The sequence below is a fragment of the Halobacillus trueperi genome, from assembly GCF_003386945.1.
In the GTDB taxonomy this organism is placed as follows: domain Bacteria; phylum Bacillota; class Bacilli; order Bacillales; family Halobacillaceae; genus Halobacillus; species Halobacillus aidingensis.
Map to the genome: position 1 here is coordinate 1 of NZ_QUAE01000035.1, position 17,923 is coordinate 17,923.

Annotated in this window: 19 protein-coding genes and 1 pseudogene; all 20 read right to left on the minus strand. The window is 44.9% G+C overall.

The annotated features are described in order from the left end of the window. Positions 1-232: 232 nt before the first annotated feature. Entirely contained in the window at positions 233-757 is a 525-nt protein-coding gene (locus tag DYE48_RS20180) for a DivIVA domain-containing protein (RefSeq protein ID WP_115825116.1), read from the minus strand. Positions 758-834: 77 nt separating this feature from the next. Continuing rightward, entirely contained in the window at positions 835-1,608 is a 774-nt protein-coding gene (locus DYE48_RS20185; protein ID WP_115825117.1) for a YlmH family RNA-binding protein, read from the minus strand. A 75-nt stretch (positions 1,609-1,683) separates the two neighbouring features. Then, positions 1,684-1,953, minus strand: coding sequence for a YggT family protein (locus DYE48_RS20190; protein ID WP_089652828.1), 270 nt, complete (start codon positions 1,951-1,953; stop codon positions 1,684-1,686). 3 nt (positions 1,954-1,956) lie between these two features. Continuing rightward, positions 1,957-2,406: a cell division protein SepF gene (locus DYE48_RS20195; RefSeq protein WP_115825118.1), complete on the minus strand. Its 450-nt coding sequence runs from the start codon at positions 2,404-2,406 to the stop codon at positions 1,957-1,959. Positions 2,407-2,427: 21 nt separating this feature from the next. After that, on the minus strand, positions 2,428-3,099 hold the full coding sequence (locus tag DYE48_RS20200) for a YggS family pyridoxal phosphate-dependent enzyme (RefSeq protein WP_089652826.1): 672 nt from the start codon (positions 3,097-3,099) through the stop codon (positions 2,428-2,430). A gap of 21 nt (positions 3,100-3,120) precedes the next feature. Next, the gene (pgeF, locus tag DYE48_RS20205; protein WP_115825119.1) at positions 3,121-3,918 is read right to left on the minus strand and encodes a peptidoglycan editing factor PgeF; all 798 of its coding nucleotides are present in this window, start codon (positions 3,916-3,918) and stop codon (positions 3,121-3,123) included. A 57-nt stretch (positions 3,919-3,975) separates the two neighbouring features. Continuing rightward, positions 3,976-4,251, minus strand: a complete 276-nt coding sequence (locus DYE48_RS20210) for a YlmC/YmxH family sporulation protein (RefSeq protein ID WP_089652824.1) — start codon at positions 4,249-4,251, stop codon at positions 3,976-3,978. Positions 4,252-4,958: 707 nt separating this feature from the next. Then, positions 4,959-5,738 (minus strand): RNA polymerase sporulation sigma factor SigG, encoded by a 780-nt coding sequence (gene sigG / locus DYE48_RS20220; protein ID WP_115825121.1) that lies wholly within the window; start codon positions 5,736-5,738, stop codon positions 4,959-4,961. Positions 5,739-5,820: 82 nt separating this feature from the next. Beyond that, a complete protein-coding gene (sigE, locus tag DYE48_RS20225) occupies positions 5,821-6,540 on the minus strand; it encodes an RNA polymerase sporulation sigma factor SigE (protein WP_089652821.1) in 720 nt (239 codons plus the stop codon). Positions 6,541-6,558: 18 nt separating this feature from the next. Beyond that, a complete protein-coding gene (gene spoIIGA / locus DYE48_RS20230) occupies positions 6,559-7,539 on the minus strand; it encodes a sigma-E processing peptidase SpoIIGA (RefSeq protein WP_244199494.1) in 981 nt (326 codons plus the stop codon). Positions 7,540-8,241: 702 nt separating this feature from the next. Then, entirely contained in the window at positions 8,242-9,405 is a 1,164-nt protein-coding gene (gene ftsZ, locus DYE48_RS20235) for a cell division protein FtsZ (protein WP_089652820.1), read from the minus strand. A 75-nt stretch (positions 9,406-9,480) separates the two neighbouring features. Then, positions 9,481-10,776, minus strand: coding sequence for a cell division protein FtsA (gene ftsA / locus DYE48_RS20240; RefSeq protein WP_089652819.1), 1,296 nt, complete (start codon positions 10,774-10,776; stop codon positions 9,481-9,483). Positions 10,777-10,969: 193 nt separating this feature from the next. Then, positions 10,970-11,326: a small basic family protein gene (locus tag DYE48_RS20245; protein ID WP_089652818.1), complete on the minus strand. Its 357-nt coding sequence runs from the start codon at positions 11,324-11,326 to the stop codon at positions 10,970-10,972. A 1-nt stretch (position 11,327) separates the two neighbouring features. After that, complete coding sequence (locus tag DYE48_RS20250; RefSeq protein ID WP_115825122.1) at positions 11,328-12,032, minus strand: DUF881 domain-containing protein; 705 nt, start codon at positions 12,030-12,032, stop codon at positions 11,328-11,330. A gap of 5 nt (positions 12,033-12,037) precedes the next feature. After that, a complete protein-coding gene (locus tag DYE48_RS20255) occupies positions 12,038-12,742 on the minus strand; it encodes a DUF881 domain-containing protein (protein WP_115825123.1) in 705 nt (234 codons plus the stop codon). After that, a complete protein-coding gene (locus tag DYE48_RS20260; RefSeq protein WP_089652815.1) occupies positions 12,729-13,547 on the minus strand; it encodes a cell division protein FtsQ/DivIB in 819 nt (272 codons plus the stop codon). The genes DYE48_RS20255 and DYE48_RS20260 overlap by 14 nt, the downstream gene beginning before the upstream one ends. A 648-nt stretch (positions 13,548-14,195) precedes the next feature. Then, positions 14,196-15,290: a stage V sporulation protein E gene (gene spoVE, locus DYE48_RS20265; RefSeq protein WP_115825124.1), complete on the minus strand. Its 1,095-nt coding sequence runs from the start codon at positions 15,288-15,290 to the stop codon at positions 14,196-14,198. A 64-nt stretch (positions 15,291-15,354) separates the two neighbouring features. Beyond that, positions 15,355-16,698, minus strand: coding sequence for a UDP-N-acetylmuramoyl-L-alanine--D-glutamate ligase (gene murD / locus DYE48_RS20270; protein WP_115825125.1), 1,344 nt, complete (start codon positions 16,696-16,698; stop codon positions 15,355-15,357). Beyond that, positions 16,695-17,681, minus strand: a complete 987-nt coding sequence (mraY, locus tag DYE48_RS20275) for a phospho-N-acetylmuramoyl-pentapeptide-transferase (protein ID WP_089652811.1) — start codon at positions 17,679-17,681, stop codon at positions 16,695-16,697. The genes murD and mraY overlap by 4 nt, the downstream gene beginning before the upstream one ends. A gap of 39 nt (positions 17,682-17,720) precedes the next feature. Then, positions 17,721-17,923 (minus strand): annotated as a pseudogene (locus DYE48_RS20280) (UDP-N-acetylmuramoyl-tripeptide--D-alanyl-D-alanine ligase); the annotation flags it as partial.

A 17,923-nucleotide genomic window follows, 5' to 3' on the forward strand; every position in this document is an offset into this window, starting at 1 on the left:
GGAAAAAAGTGCTTGGTGAGACCCCACAGAGCGAAGCTCGAGGAGGCTCACCGCGCTCCCGCGGAAAGCGAGTCATTCCCCGCAGCCCCATCCACTCAAAAACATCTCGAAACTGAGTCTTCAAGAATCCTGCCAGTTTGCTTAACATGGATGGAAGAGAAAAGGTGCCGTTCTTGTGGGAACGGCACCTTGGTTAATATGAAAGTATGATTTCCGTATGTACGGGATGGAATTAAGGCTGGGAGCTGTATTCCTCTTCCATTTTACGCTTTACTTCTTTCTCATCATCAAGCTCTGTATCGAACAGATGATCCCAGTCATCGTTATCGATCATATCGATTTGAGCTTCTACCAGCATACGTAGTCTTGTTTTGAAAACTTTCGCCTGCTTTTTCATATCTTCTACTTCAATATTAATGCGGCGTGATTTTTCAAGTGCTTCATTGATAATACGATCGGCATTCTTTTCTGCTTCTTTAACGATTAATTTCGATTCTTTATTCGCACTGTTTTTTACGTCTTCTGCGGTTTCTTGAGCGACGAGAATTGATTTATTGAGCGTCGTCTCGATATCGTTGAAGTGACCTAGACGTTCGTTCAATTGACTGACTTCGCGTTCAAGCTCTTTTTTCTGACGTATGACGATTTCATAATCTTTGATGACTTGATCGAGAAATTCATTGACTTCATCTTCATCATATCCTCTGAAACCGCGAGTAAATTCTTTGTTATGAATATCCAGTGGTGTTAATGGCACACCATCCACCTCCCCAAAGCATCTATCTATATTTATAAATTCGACAGGAACCTACGTTATCCTTCTTTGCTGCTGCATTAATTTAATTTTGATGTCATCACTTTATATTTTTCTTTCTTCGTTTCACCCAGCACTTCATCAAGCCGGCTCCTCCCTTTTCCACGTAAAGAAATGAGATCGCCTTCCTCTAATGAAAAAGAAGCGTCTTCTACAGTACGGAAATTGACCTTCACTTGGCCCGCTTCAATGAACATAGATGCCTTATTACGGGACATTCCGTAAATTTCCTTGACCATCACATCCAGACGTAAAGAAGAAACGGTCGTTTGTTTCGTGGACCATGTTTCATTGCTCTCTATGCGTGCAGATAATGGTTTTTCATCAAACTGTACGTTGGATCGTTTGATGCCGGTTAGGTTCATTTTAATGTAGTCACTAATCTCAGAGGCTGCTGTAATTTGAATCGTTCCATCCTGGACAACAAGGTCTCCCATTTTCTCTCTGCGAATCCCTAACGACATGAATGCACCCAGAACATCGCGATGTTCCAGCGTAACAAATTTTTGAGGATAGGAAGCTTCCAATAATGTCAGTTGAAAGTCTTCTTTTTCAATGATCTCATAATCGGGAGCGAGGATGGCTCGTTTTCGTTCACTAGCTTCCGCCCCACCTTCCAATCCGTATATTAGATCCAGGTCATTCCCCATAATCGCCTTCATGATCATCTGCTCCCTCGGGTCGAGAAAATCTGTCAGCTTCCGCTGATATTTAAGAGCTACATCTTCGCGAAAAGATAAGACTTGATCAATGAATGGCTTTTCTTCTTTTCGAAAGTGCTGATAGATATCCACCTAAAAAACCTCCATAACTACCAAAAGGAACAGATGTGAGAACATAAAGATGTGCTCTCTGATCTGTTCCTCGACTTATAATCCCATAATGATGTAATATAATTCGCCTAACCCTGCTCGTGCAAAGTTCAGGACGAGAATAGCCACAATCGGCGAAATGTCAATCATACCTAGTGGAGGAATGATTTTTCGGAAAGGCTCCAGGAAAGGCTCAGCCAACCGGGAAAGGACTTCTCCGAAACTGGATTCACGCGCCCCAGGAAACCAGGACATCAGAATGTAGATAATGAGAATCCAACTGTAAATTTGTAGTGCAGTCATTAAAATCTGAAACAAAAACGCCATGTCTTACCACCTTCTGTTTATATCATCGTCTTCTTGAGCAATCATTTCTGAAATAGACCCTGAAATTTCAACGTTATCAGGGGTACAAAGAAATGTTTGTGTTCCGAGTTTCTGAATATCTCCACCTATAGCATATACCGTTCCGCTTAAAAAATCTACAATCCGTTTTGCCTGATGGTGATCGACACGCTGTAGATTGATTACAACCGCCCGGCGATTTACCAGCTGATCAGCAATGTCTTGGGCTTCGTTATAGCTGCTCGGCTCACTCAATACCATTTTTGATGAGGATTTAGCACTTTTCAAACTGACTACATTGCCCGGCTCCTGTTTCTTCGTCGCTCGTTGACGCTGTGCAGCCTCTTCTTCGTAATCATCTTCCACTTCTTCCTCAATGTACTCGTATTCATCATCCAACGTGAAAAACGAACGAAATTTATTTTTCATGCTCATTTTCATCACCTCTGATTTTATTTATTCACCGACAAGACTGGAACCAAGACGGATATGTGTCGCTCCTTCTTCAATCGCCAGTGCAAAGTCGTTGCTCATTCCCATGGATAAATACTCACAGGGGGCATGACGATACCCTTTATCCCTGATGCGATCTCTTAGTGCCCTCAATTGGCGGAATACACCGCGCAATTTTTCTTCGTCATCCGTATGCGGGGCCATTGTCATCAGTCCGACCACTTTGACATTTTCGTAATGACTCAACACTTCTATAAAGGATTCAACCTCTGAAGCAGCTAACCCATGTTTGGATTCCTCTTCACTAATGTTGACCTGAATAAAACATGGGACCGGACAGCTGGCCCTTTTGTTTATTTCTTTAGCGAGGGACTTCCGGTCAAGAGAGTGGATCATGGAGACTTGTCCGATTACATCCTTTACTTTTCTCGACTGCAGGGTCCCAATAAAATGCCAGGTGGCCTGATCACCGATTTCCTCGTATTTTTCCAAAAGGCCTTCTTTCCGGTTTTCCCCAAGATGTTTGATCCCTGCCTCGAGCGCTTCTTGTGCACGTTCAGTAGTGACGTATTTGGTCACAGCTATAAGGGTAATTTCATTTTTAGGTCGTCCACTATTTTTACAAGCTTGTTCAATTTGTTGATTAATTTTTGCTAAGTTACCTTCAACCGACATGTTAGAACTCCTTCCCGCTCATCAAGTTCGAAGCGTGATAAACCCAAGCATACGCCCCGTGCTTCCCTGATCGCGCCGGTGGGAATAAAACGTTTTTTCTTCCTCGTATGTACAAAAATCAGTCATTTGAATATGGTCTTCCTTCAAGCCTTCTTCAATCATCATTCTCCGGTGAAGAACTTTCAGGTCTAATTGATATTTCCCTTTTCCTTTACTCATCACACATTCTTTTTTGTAGTTTTCAGGAATGAAGCTGATGACATGGTCATCCACCTCATAATGTTGCATACCAATGGACGGTCCGATGACGGCTTGTATGTCTTCGAGCTTACACCCTTTTTCTTGAAGCGCTCGAATCATCTTTCCTGCCATTCCGTTTACTGTTCCCTTCCACCCAGCATGAGCAATTCCTACCCATCCTGATTCAGAATCTGAAAAATATAACGGTACGCAATCAGCAAAAAAAGCCCCAAGTACCAGATTTTTCTCATTGGTAATCAATCCATCAACGTTTGAGACGGCCGTTTGTAAGGAAATAGTACCAGCTCCGCCATTCCTCTGATCTACAGAAGCGACCTCGGTGCCATGAACCTGCTCACCGATCACCCATCTGGAAAGTGGAATGCCGATCTCCTCGGCAATCGCTCGTCTATTTTTCAACACATCATCCTTTTTATCGGATACATGGAGCCCCATGTTCAGCGAATCGAAAGGGGCTTCACTATGTCCGCCCTGACGTGTTGTCAATCCTGCAGTCACATTCTGGTGGGAATGAAAACAAGTCATCTGTCTAATGGAATGTGATTGGAAAGGTTCCATTTGAACACCACCTCAATTTCACTCCATTTTAACACATTTTTCATCCAATTTCTTCTCTTATTCGTCTGATTCTGTCTTTTGAACCGTAGAAATACTTTTATAGCCATTTTTTTTCACTAAAATGACATCAGCCCCGATGTTTACGATTTGGTCCCACGGAATCGTCATCTCTTCTTCTTTCCCGAAAAGTCCCATCGCCTTCCCCTTCATAGTGAGGACGAGTCCCTTGAGACGGCCTCTTTGTGTATCGATATCAAGGTCGCTTATATAGCCCAGTCTTTCTCCTGTTTCCATCGCAATAACGTCTTTCATTTGCAGTTCCGTGATTTTCATTTTCTCCTCACTCTCCTTACTCCCACTATATGCATAGAATCAACAAATTAGAAAACAGAGAAAAGGATTCCACCCATTTACTCAAAACCGTATTCAAGTATATGCAGGATTGTGGAAGACTCAGTTTCGAGAGTTTTGTATAAGTGGATGGGGCTGCGGGGAATGGCTCGCTTTCCGCGGGAGCGCGGTGAGCCTCCTCGGACTGCGTCCTGCGGGGTCTCACCATGCACTTTTTTCCCGCAGGAGTCTCGCCATTCCCCTCCGCCCCTAGTCAAATAAGGGTCTCGTAACAGCTTCTGGAATCATTTGCTCCTACTCACAGCTAAAGTGGAAATATATATACTATGGCCTCTATTCTTGATGTGAAAGCTTGATATAGAGCGTTTTATAACTGCTTCTGATCGGGAAGGAGACAGCCCATCTTGGAATAGGGATTCGTTTCTCACATACATCAATCGGGGTAGTTGGGAAGCTGCGAGACTCCCGTGGGAGAAGGAGATAGGCGAGATCCCGCAGGACGCAGTCCGAGGAAGCTCGGCGCTCCCCCACTGGAAAGCGAGTAACTTCCCAACCGCCCCTGGGTCCCATTATGGCAAACGAAGCCCGAAAACATCTCGAAACTGATTCTTCCACAAACGGGAGCGTTTGTGGAAGAAGAGGAAGTCGGGGCATTAAAAAAAGCTTCTGCATGAGCAGAAGCTAAGGGTTCATTGGAACATAGTTGAATTCATTTCTTTGATGGCCGCTTTTTCTAGTCGCGACACTTGGGCTTGCGAGATTCCGATTTCTTCGGCCACTTCCATTTGCGTTTTTCCTTGGAAGAAGCGCTTCGTCAAAATCATTTTCTCTCGGTCGTTCAGTTTCTTCATTCCTTCTCTGAGCGATAGTTCATCGAGCCACACCGAATCTTTTTCTCGGTCATCTTTCAATTGATCAACAACGAAAATCGGATCACCGCCGTCGTTGTAGATCGGTTCGAAAAGGGATACGGGATCCTGGATGGCATCCATCGCAAAGACTACATCTTCGTGCGGGACTCCCATTCTTTCAGCAATTTCATGAGGAGCCGGATCTTTACTCGTCTCACTGATCATTTTCTCACGCATCTGCAAAGCTTTGTAAGCTGTGTCGCGTAAGGATCTGGAAACACGAATCGGGTTGTTGTCTCTTAAGTACCTGCGAATTTCACCAATGATCATGGGTACAGCGTAAGTAGAAAATTTCACATTGTGGCTTAAATCAAAATTATCAATGGATTTCATGAGACCGATGCATCCAACTTGGAACAAATCGTCTCCATACTCTCCGCGATTGTTAAAACGCTGAATAACGGATAAGACGAGGCGGAGGTTGCCATTTACCAGCTTTTCTCTTGCCTCCAGCTCTCCACTTTGCAAGCGTTCAAACAGGTCTCTCATTTCTGCATTTTTCAGTACCGGAAGTTTTGATGTATCTACGCCGCATATCTCTACTTTATGTCGTGTCAATGTAAGACCCTCCCAGGAAGCTGTAATCAGTTCTCAGTATCTCCCTGGGTGGGAAAATTATGCATCAACGGGTCGTCGTCTGTTAGACCATTTTGTCGAATTCACGTTGCAGCCGGCGGATAATCTTCTTCTCAAGCCTTGATATATATGACTGTGAGATGCCCATCATGTCTGCCACATCTTTTTGCGTTTTTTCTTTTTTTCCAATCAATCCGAAACGGAGTTCCATGATTTGTTTTTCACGGTCATTCAACTGTTCAAGCGCTGATTTAAGTAACTTCTTGTCGATTTTCTTTTCGATGCCCTTCGTAATTAAATCCTCGTCTGTTCCTAAAATATCAGATAATAAAAGTTCATTTCCGTCCCAATCCACATTCAATGGCTCATCAAAGGATACTTCCGTTTTTAACTTATTGCTTTTTCTAAGATGCATGAGAATTTCATTTTCTATACAGCGGGAAGCGTAGGTCGCGAGTTTGATTTTCTTTTCCGGATCAAACGTGTTTACCGCCTTGATGAGTCCGATAGTTCCAATACTAATTAAATCTTCTATGTTCAACCCCGTGTTTTCAAACTTCCTGGCGATATAAACGACAAGTCTTAAATTCCGCTCGATGAGCATCGCACGTGCCGCCTTATCCCCTTTTGGAAGAAGTTCAAGCAATTCTCTCTCTTCTTCTCTAGATAATGGTGGTGGCAGAGCTTCACTTCCACCAATATAATAAATCTCATCTTGTTTGATTCCGAGCTTCATAAGTAAGCGATAATACCATAGCCGCGCTTTAAAGAACCATTTGAACATGGAATCCCCCTCCTGAAATCACGCTGATTTGCCTTTGACCATTAAGTGCGGATGGATGAGCATTTGATATAATCGATCGTGTGTCAAATCCTGTTGCTGCACCCCTAATAGAGGTGCTTTCATTTCCAAGTTTCCTGCCTCTGTTTTAACCGTAATCTTATCCACCAGTAACGTCACAAGCAACTGTCCTGTAACCCCTGCCGCCTGATAGGGGACAAGCCGAACAGAGGATTGAATATCATCCGGTAAGTCCGCTAAAGCGGTTACGACATGATCCACTTCCAGCTGCTGGAGCTGTTCCTTTGAGAAAAATTGTTCCCATAAAAAAGAATCGGCGAGAAAAACCATTTTCCGACTGACCGGATCCACGAGCTGGTTTCCGCTGTCCACTAAACCTTTGCAATGGGCGGTCCTGCCATTCCACTCCACCGTCACATCATAAATATCCTCAAGCTTCATCTTATGGACGCTGACTTGATTCAAGCGCCATTTTGTAAAAACAAAGGAACAAGGAAAACCAATGACTACAAACAACCAACTGACCGGGTCTCCATAACCACCACTGAATGTTACGATTGAACCCCCTTGTAAGCTGATCTCTGTCGCAAGAAAATAATGAACCCCCATCATGCTTCCACCGATGGCGAAGGTAATAAAATAAAAACTGATCCACTGGACAAAAAATGCGCGGAGAGAGGTGTAGGAAAAGGCCACCCAGATGATGAACATCGAAAAAAAGATTTTCCCGAAGCTTCCAACGAGCCAGGAATCCGGCATATAAATGCTAATCGGGACAATCGTTGAGGCGACAAAAGCCCCAGTGATCATTCTCGTTTTCGATGATTTCGCTCTCGTAATCCCCTGCGTAAGCGATAAGATCATGCCATCCATCAAAAGGTTGAGCAACCAGACAGCATCAAGATAAATGATCCCCTCTCCCCCCTCCTCTTTATCTGCTGTACTGAAAGTATAAGCCCGTCCGGATAAAAAGTCTGTCACAATCTGAACTACTCGCTAGCAAGTTTTGTAGAAGGATGGAAAGAACTCCTTTATTCAACAAACGCTCCCTTTTCTTGAAGACTCAGTTTCGAGGTGTTTTCGGGGTTCGTTGCCGTGTGGGGCGTCAGGGGTGGTTGGGAAGCTACTCGCTTTTCTGTGGGGGAGTGGCAAGCTTCCTCGGACTACGTCCTGCGGGATCTCGCCTACCTCCTTCTCCCACGGGAGTCTCGCAGCTTCCCAACCACCCCTTTCGATATAGGTGAGTAACGAACCCCTTTACCAAGTTGGATTTGCCTTCCACGATCCCACTGTTAGAAGCATAAAGCGCTCTGTATTAAGTTTTCAGGATTCTAACACCTGAGTATGGGAGTTTATTCTTACAAATCCATCAAGCTGAATGGCTGCTTAATCTAGAAGTGGTTTCGAGACACTTACATGGTAAAGGGGCGGAGGGGAATGGGGAGACTCCTGTGGGAAAAAAGTGCATGGTGAGACCCCGCAGGACGCAGTCCGAGGAGGCTCACCGCGCTCCCACGGAAAGCGACTCATTCCCCGCAGCCCCCATCCACTCGACAAAAGTCTTGAAACTGAGTCTTACACAACCCTGCCATTATCTTGAATAATTATTTAGGATGGAAAGTACAAAAAGGGGAAATAAAAAACCCGCCACACTGGAATGTGTGGCGGGTTTGGGTGGTTATTTTATCGACGACGGTTGCGGTTACGCAGGAACGTCGGGATATCAAGCGTGTCTTCTTCTTGATTCGGCTTGTTCTGTGGTTGTGGCGGAGCTTGACGACGAGGTGGTTGTTCCTCTCGTACGTTACGCTCTGGCTGTTGTTGTTCTACTTGCTTTTGCTGGTTCACAGGGTTCACGGTTGGACGCTTTTTCTGTTGACCTTGAGCAATTTGTGCTTCATCGAAACCTGTAGCAATAACGGTAACAACGATTTCATCTTTCAGGTTTTCGTTGATCACAGAACCGAAGATGACGTTTACTTCCTGATCTGCTGCAGAAGTTACGATGTCAGCCGCTTCCTGAACTTCATATAGGCTCAAGTTGGCACCGCCGCTGATGTTCATCAGGACGCCGTGTGCACCGTCGATGGAAGTTTCAAGCAATGGAGAGGAGATCGCCTTTTTGGCTGCTTCAGCCGCACGATTTTCTCCTGTCGCAATACCGATTCCCATAAGAGCGGATCCTTTGTCGACCATGATTGTTTTCACGTCGGCAAAGTCCACGTTGATCAATCCTGGTACGGCAATCAAATCGGAAATACCTTGTACACCTTGACGAAGGACGTTATCCGCTTCACGGAACGCTTCAAGCATTGGCGTATTCTTATCGACGATCTCAAGCAAACGGTCATTTGGGATGACAATCAGTGTATCAACCGCGCCTTTAAGGCTTTCTGTACCACCGCTCGCTTGTGTAGAACGCTTACGTCCTTCAAACGTGAATGGTCGAGTGACAACACCTACAGTTAGAGCGCCTAGCTCTTTGGCCACTTGGGCGATAACGGGAGCGGCCCCTGTACCTGTTCCGCCTCCCATTCCTGCAGTAACGAAGACCATGTCTGCACCTTGGAGGGCTTCTTCGATTTGTTCTTTACTTTCTTCTGCGGCTTTACGACCGACTTCCGGATTCGCACCTGCACCAAGTCCACGAGTCAGTTTTCCACCGATTTGCATTTTTACTTCTGCTTTTGAAAGGTTAAGCGCTTGTGCATCCGTATTGACGGCGATGAATTCAACGCCTTGGACACCATGCTCAATCATACGGTTAACGGCGTTGCTTCCGCCGCCACCTACTCCGATTACTTTAATCGTTGCTAGTTGGTCCATGCTTGTATCAAAATCTAACATCTTACGTTCCTCCTAATACACGAGATTACAAGATTTATTGGTTCGTCCGTCCCTTGACCGACTCAAACTTGTTCATTAATCAAAGAAATACTTCAAGAGATTACTGAAACCTGATTCTTTTTTCTTCTCTGGTTTCTCTGTTTCTTCTTTCGGTTGTTGCTTGGTCGCACGTTTTTGCTTTTTAGGTTGAGGCTTTTCCTGAAATTCTTCAGTTACAGATGGAAAGATCTCTTTGCCTTGTATTTTCGCATTACGATAGGCGAATTGCAAGATTCCTACCCCACTCGTAAACTGCGGTTCTCTTACTCCGATGTAATCCGGAATCGCCAGTCTTACGTTTGCGTGGAAAACATCCTGCGCTAACTCAAGAACACCAGGCATGTTCATCGTACCTCCGGTCAGTACAAAGCCTCCCGGAAGTTCGCGCACACCCATGCGTTGGATCTCCTGGGCAGCAAAGACAAAAATTTCTTCTAGTCTAGCTTCAATCATATCAGAGATTTGCAATTGATTGAATGCCTGTTGACGATTACTTCCAATAATCGTGACAGAAAAATTTTCCTCTTCATTCGCATCATCAAAAAATGCGTGACCGTGTTCCATTTTCACCTGCTCTGCTTCTTCCGTAGAAGTCCTCAGGCCGATCGACAAATCTTTCGTTAAGTTGTCACCACCAAAAGGAATCATGCTCGTTCCTTTCAAATGTCCTTCTTCAAATACCGAGATCGTCGTAGAGCCACCTCCGACATCGATTAGCGCTACGCCTAGATTCGTTTCATCACCGGATAACGAGACAGTTCCAGAAGCTAGCGGCTGCAAACAAACATCCAATACTTCCAAACCTGCTCGTTCTACACACTTCAAAGTATTATGTAAAACGGTTTTGGCACAGGTAATAATCATACCTTCCATCTCAAGACGTACGCCGATCATTCCTCGTGGGTCTGTGATTTCATCCTGACCATCTACGATAAACTGACGAGGAATCACGTCGATAATCTCTCTTTCCGGCGGCACAGATACCACTTGAGCTGCATCGATTACTCGAGTAATGTCTTCGTTTCCAATTTCCCTGCTTTCACTGGAAACGGCGACAACACCGTGGCATGGCTGCAATTGAATATGATTGCCATTCACACCCACAACGACACGATCGATTTTCATATCCACCATGCGTTCGGCCTGTTCGACCGCTGAGCGGATCGAATGGACCGTTTGATCGATATCTACGATCGCGCCTTTCTTCATGCCGTTCGATTTAGCTGTTCCCACCCCAATAATATTGAGGTTATCATTCATAATTTCTCCTATAATCACTTTGATTCGACTTGTGCCTATATCTAAACTTACTAAAATTTCATTTTGATTCACCAGTGACGCACCTCCTGTAGCAAGCCATATAAGTAGTTCAAAGCATATCGAATTCACGCTTAAAATACAATCTTTGAAATACAAACGTAAATGAAATGATATATTCCATGGGGTATATCCTTGGAATATGAGAGAAAAAACTCGCTCCTATGTTGTTTTCCACAGGGTTTCGTGAATTTCCTCTTAAATACGTTTATTTTTTTCTGAATTTTGTTAGCAATTTTTGGTCGATGACAATTCTTCTGACGATAGCAAGGTTCCTGAACAACCGTACACCGAAGGCAAAGACTGCTGCAAGATAAAGATCCACGCCTAATTGAACACCGAGGAAGGCAAGTAATGCAGCGAGTGTAATGTTAAAAAAGAAACCGGTCAGAAAAACAGTGTCATCGAACGTTTTTTCTAACTGTGCCCTGATCCCACCAAGAAGCGTGTCAAAAGCGGCAAGCACAGCAATGGATAAATAATCGGAATAGGCATCCGGGATACGGATATCCGTCAAGATGCCGAGGGTCACACCGATGATCAGAAATAAAAGGGGTAACCACAAATTAACCACCAGCTTCTTCTAAAATTTCTAAATGGAGTGGATCATCGTACTTGGGAAGCACCAATTGTTCTTTCACTTCAAAAACAATCTCCATATTGTCGATATTGAATATATCTTGTGTGGGGCTTGCTTTCATGTGATCCTGCAATTTTTCAGGATCTTCAGCCAGCACCCTAATGGTCAGCGGAAGCGAACCGATTGGCCGATTATTCACATAGGTCGATCCATTTACATCCCTCACTGGGGAAAGATTTGTCAATCGTTCATTCCCTATGCTGATATCTTCAGCTCCATATGTGTTCAGTTCATTTAAAAGTCGACTGAGAAGATGAGGGGAAACGCTGGGATATTCCTGCCCGTCAGCACCCTCTTCAAAAATAGGACGGATGGTCAGTTCCACGCCTGCCCCCCTTTTTTTCTGAAGACCTATCTTCTTCTCCAAAGACTCAATGGAAGATTTCAATGTCTCCACTTGTTCGCGTGACGTCTGCTTTTCATAATTTTCAATGGTCTGATCAGCCCCAGCAATTTTCTCTAAGAGGTCCTGTTGGTGTTCCTGCTGGGTCTTCAGATCTTCTCGCACTTCCCATACATCTCTTGTATCTCGCATCTCCGTTTCATGGGAGGTCGTTTGAAACTGTACAGCCACCATGAATCCAATCAATAGAAAAACGGTGGATAGCAGCCACTGTGTTCTTCGCTTCATGTTGATCACCCTTCGGCGGATAGCCTTGCCTTCATTTCCAATTGATTTACTTTCGATAATTGCACATCAACATTTTCGTTGAGGAGCTGATCGACGACACCTCTGGTCAGGTTAAGGCTTGAATGAAGAACCTCCGGGTCCCCGATCGCAGAAATGACGAACGGAGCCGGGTGTTGAACGCCGTCCACAGTAATGACCGGTCCTGTACATGCAATATAACTATCTCTCATATACCTTTGTCCATTGATGGCAATGGCCTTTGCTCCAGCGCTGAGAAGTTCATTGATCACACTGTGAATATGACTTTCATGAACGATATACTGATTCACCTGATCTTCATCTGGTATATATTCCGCATCGCTTAGAACGACTTCCACCCCGTGGCCTTTAATCGGAACCTCACCATTCAGCATCTGAAGCTTCTTTTTACGTTCGACGAAGTCGGCTACCACCTGTTCACGATCCGCCATCTCATTCTCGAAGTCTTGAATCGTATGCCGTTTGCCTTTTAACTCCTCACGCAGCTGCTTGTTCCTTTTTTCCATTTCCAGCAGCTGTTGTTGATAAAAGTATTCTTTTTCCCATTGCGAATCGTTCAGTTGAACCATCTGTGGTGAACTCTTTGTCAGTTGATAGCTGTAACTAACAAGAAAACCGGAGATAAGAAGGACAAGAGATAAGATGATCGGTTTTCCTTTAAGCCTCTTCATCCGTATTCTCCTCTTCCTCACCTGCTCCTGAGTCACCTTGCGCCTCTTCTTCTTCCCCCGATTCAGGATATTCCTCGAAATAGGCCCCTACATCGATATGTATGATCCCTTCAGCTCCTTCATCAAGCTGTGCAACGATGGAAGGATAAGCCGGCATTTTTTCGGCAAAACTGCGGATCGAGGCCTGCACTTGATACCCATCATTCATGTAAAGAAGAATTTGATATGGATTCCCGTCACGTGGGTCCCAATGGATTTCCGAAATGAGACTGCTTACACTTGAAGGCAGTTCTTTCAACTCTTGAGAGATTTCTTTCAGATACGTTTCCTTATTGAACCCGACAAGGATTGGAGCATCTCCTCCAGGGAGAGCCGTTTGTCCATCCAAGCGAGATCCATCTTCAAGAATGGCATGAAAGGCACCATCCTGTTTGACGTAACCGATTCGTTCCGCTTCCTTCACTTCAATCTGGACATTGTTCGGGAAGGAACGGTCGATGGAAGCAAAGGTGATTTCTTGATGCGACTCGATCTGCTGTTTCATCTCTTCTTCATCGACTCTCCAATAATTCGTGGATGTTGTGACTCCGGCAAGCTCGATAATTTCTTCCTCAGATACGTGGTACTCACCTTCCACAACTATATGACGAACATTACTGAGTGGCGACTGGAGATAAATGACCGTCGCAATCAGCAGAAATAGAATAGTCAAATACAGAATCAGGCGACGATTGGCTTTTTTCCGCCTCGTCTGTTTCAATTTTGGTATGCGATCTTCTATGGAAACCACTTTTCTCTCTTCCATAACGGGCATTTCTCCTTATTGCTAGACACCCTTTACGCTGTTTGTCCTAGCTGTTTGAAAGAATGATGTTCCTCTAAAAGATGCCGAGCTTACTCTACATCTATACGTTTCCCATTATATCACAAAAATAGAGTTAAATATTGATAGAGTTTTACTAGTTTCCTATCAATTTTATTACAGGAAAACCCGCATTTCGATGGGGCTCAAGTGATTTCGCTAAATTCGTTTACCCATTCTCCATCTATGCTAAACTTCCAATAAGAAATTCTTCTTTATTTCCACCTTCAACACTCGCTCCCGATTGTGGAAGACTCGATTTCGAGATGTTTCGTGGTTCGTTTGCCTTTTTTTGAGCGTCAGGGGTGGTTGGGAATGGGGAGACTCTTGCGGAAAAAAAGTGCTTGGTGAGACCCCGCAGGACGGAATCGGAGGAGACTCAAGAGAATAGAGGAAGTTCGATTAAGTTCGGCACGTCCTGTGCCAACATCGAACGACCCCACTTCGTGTGGGGCCCCGCGGAAAGCGAGTCATTCCCCTAAGCCCCCATTCACTAAACAAAAGTCTCGAAATCAAGTCTTTCGCAATCCTGCCATATTGTTAAACAAATATATTACAAAATATAAAAGACCATGGGGGTCCATGGCCTTTTTATTTTGTAGAGAAGCGGCTGACGCTGAGGAGTAATCCCAGGGATGCGAGCGTTAATGTGAGGGATGACCCTCCATAGCTGACAAGCGGAAGGGTAATTCCGGTAACAGGAATCAACCCTGTGACTACACTGATATTGATCATGACTTGAATGCTAATCATTCCTACAATGCCAAGGGCAAGTAATGAGCCGAAAAGGTCCGGGGCGAGAAGACTTGCTCGAATCCCCCGCCATAAAAGAATAAAGAAAAGACCAAGGACGAGAAGTCCACCAAGGAATCCTAGTTCTTCAGCAAGTACCGCAAAAATGAAGTCCGTCTGAGGTTCAGGCAGATAGAAAAACTTTTGCATGCTGTTTCCTAACCCTAATCCCATTAAACCGCCCGGGCCGATCGCATATAAAGACTGGATGATCTGAAACCCTGCTCCTAAAGGGTCTTCCCATGGATGCAGGAACGCAGTGATCCTTTTTATACGATAAGGAGCAGAAGCAATCAATCCGACCATTCCTGCTGCTCCCGCGCCGGCAATCCACATAAAGTGGCTGATGCGTGCGCCTGCTGTAAACAACATGACAAGGCATGTCCCTACCATGACGACGCCTGTCCCCAGGTCGGGTTGAAGCATAATGAGTGCGAACGGAAACAAAATCAATGCTAGAGCTGGCAGGAAGCCTTGTTGGAAAGAGTTCATGAGTTTTTGGCGTTCCGATAAAAAGCGCGCAAGGAAAAGGATCAAACCAAGTTTCATAAATTCTGATGGCTGGATGCTGAACATCCCCACCCCAATCCAGCTTCGTGCACCTCCGCGGACCATACCCACTCCGGGAATGAGTACGAGCACGAGAAATACCAGGCAAATGATCATTATCATCTTTGAATGCCCATGCCATACATAGTACGGGATTCTGGATAACACAACCATGGCAATCAGACCGGCGGTTGCAAAAAGAATCTGCCTTTTTGCGTAAAACCACGGATCATCAAACTTATATTCGGACCAGATGCTCGATGAACTGTAAACCATCACGACCCCGATGATCAAAATTCCGAGTATGGCGGCAATCAACCATAAATCCGGCTTTTTTTCTTCCATAAAAAAAGCCCTACCTCCCATCTAAGTGGAAAACAGGGCTTAAGCTTGTCGCACAAAGCCCTTATTAGAGCTTATGCACAGCTTGGATAAACATGTGACCTCTTTCTTCAAAAGTACGATACTGATCCCAGCTCGCACAAGCAGGTGAGAGCAGGATGACATCGTCCTCGGCAGAGTATTGGTATGCCTGATCGACGGCTTCCTGCATCGTTTCTACTTTAGTGACTTTCTCAATGCCAGCTTCCCGAGCCGTTTCGCTTAATTGATCAGCCGTTTCTCCAAACACGACCATTGCTCTGACGCCTTTCATGTGTGGAATCAGTGATTCGAAGCTCGTCCCCCGGTCAAGTCCACCCGCGAGCAGGATAACTGGATTCTCAAATGATTTCAGCGCATAAGAGGTCGCTAAAATATTCGTCGCTTTTGAATCATTGTAGAATAAACGTCCATTCTTTTTCGTCACGAATTGCAGGCGGTGTTCAACTCCTGCAAAGGTTGTCAATACATCAACAATCGCCTTGTTGCGTATTCCATTGACTTTCACCGCTGCTACGGCAGCCAGGATGTTCTGCAGGTTTTGTTCCCCCACTAAAACGATATCCTGTTTTTTCATGATTCGTTCGTCTTCAAAGTAAATGAATGTATCATCAGCCCAGGCGCCTTCCCCTTCTTTACTAATGGAAAAAGGCACGCGTTTCGCTTTCACATCAGGCAAAAACCTGGCGATACTTTCATCATCCGCATTGTAGACCAATGTATCATCAGCTGTCTGATTCGCTGTTATTTTCGCCTTCGCCTGATGATAATTTTCTAACGTATGGTGATAATCAAGGTGTGCTTCATAAAGGTTGAGCCACACCGCGATCTCAGGATGGAATTTTTCCGTCCCAAGCAATTGAAAGGATGAAAGTTCGGTTACCATCGTTTCATCTGCATCCGTGCTTCTCGCCACCTCACAAGAGACATGCCCGATATTCCCTGCAAGCGAAACCTTTTGCTGATCGGCTTGAATCATTTCATGGATCAACGTCGTCGTTGTCGTTTTCCCGTTCGAGCCTGTCACAGCTACTAGTGGGCCTTCATGGAGGAAGCTTGCCAATTCCACTTCGGTAACGACCGGAATATTGCGTTCCTCCGCTTCTGCGATGACAGGATTTTCATAAGGGATGCCTGGATTCTTAACGAGGTAATCCACGTCATCCAATACGGACAGCGGGTGTCCTCCCGTGATGACCTCTGCCCCTTTTTCTATCAACTGACGTACAGCAGGATCATTTTGATCAGCCTTCAAATCATTAATTCGTACATGGATGCCGCTGTCTAAGAATAACTCAGCAGCTGCTGTACCACTTTTCGCAAGTCCTAGTACGAGAACTTGTTTGTATGGAAAGTTCTTTAATTTTTTCATCCGAACATCACCTCAATATAAATACCGATCACAGCGAAGACAAGTCCTACAGCCCAGAATGTCGTTACGACACGCCATTCAGACCAGCCCTTCAATTCATAATGGTGATGAAGCGGACTCATTTTAAAGACACGTTTACCTGTCGTTTTAAAAGAGATGACCTGAATGATCACAGACAGGGTCTCAAGGACAAACACACCGCCGATGATGACAAGAATGAGTTCAAGTTTCGTTAAGATGGCGATGATAGCGATCGCTCCACCTAATGCAAGCGATCCTGTATCTCCCATGAAGACTTTCGCCGGGTGAGCGTTGAACACGAGAAAACCAAGCAACGCTCCGACAATAGCTAGAGAGAAAATGGTAATTTCAACATTCATCTGACCTGTCCACGCTAGAATAGCGAATGCGCCAAAAGCGATAGCTGCCGTTCCTGCCAGCAGTCCATCAAGGCCATCCGTCAGGTTCACAGCATTCGAAGCACCAACGAGCATAAACAGGATCAGCAAAGCATATCCCCAGCCAAGGTCTACCTCAAAGGTTGTGCCGGGAATACTGATATACGTTGGGAAATCCGAATTTCTAAGAATGAAATAAACAACGAGGGCAATAACGATCTGCCCGAGCATTTTTTGTTTCGACGTAAGGCCCAAGTTTCTTTTCATCGCCACTTTAATATAATCATCCAGGAACCCAAGCAGCCCATACCCGACTAACACAAATAACACGAGGAACAATTGTGTGTTCCCAGTGTCCGGGGTGAACCAAAAGGATGCAAGGATGGTGGTGATGACCACAGCTACAATGATCATCACCCCTCCCATCGTGGGAGTTCCGGATTTTTTCTGGTGGGATTCAGGGCCCTCATCCCTAATAGCCTGACCGAACTTCAACCTTCTCAAAAAAGGGATGATCATCGGCGAGATCACAACAGTGATTGCGAATGAAATAGCCATAGTGATTAGTAGTATGTATTCGTTCATGTGTAGTTCTCCTCCTTTTCCATCATCATCGCCTATCGATCAATCCACGAGATTTTCAAGTAATTCTTCTAGTTTCATTCCTCTGGAAGCTTTGATGAGTACGACGGTGTCCGCTGTCAGCTTTTTGCGGACGTGATGACTTAACGTTTGTTTTTCTGTAAAATGATGCGTTTCAATGGAAGGGTATTGTTTGTCTACGGCATCCGATATAGCCTTGGAATACTCGCCGATCGTATAAACCG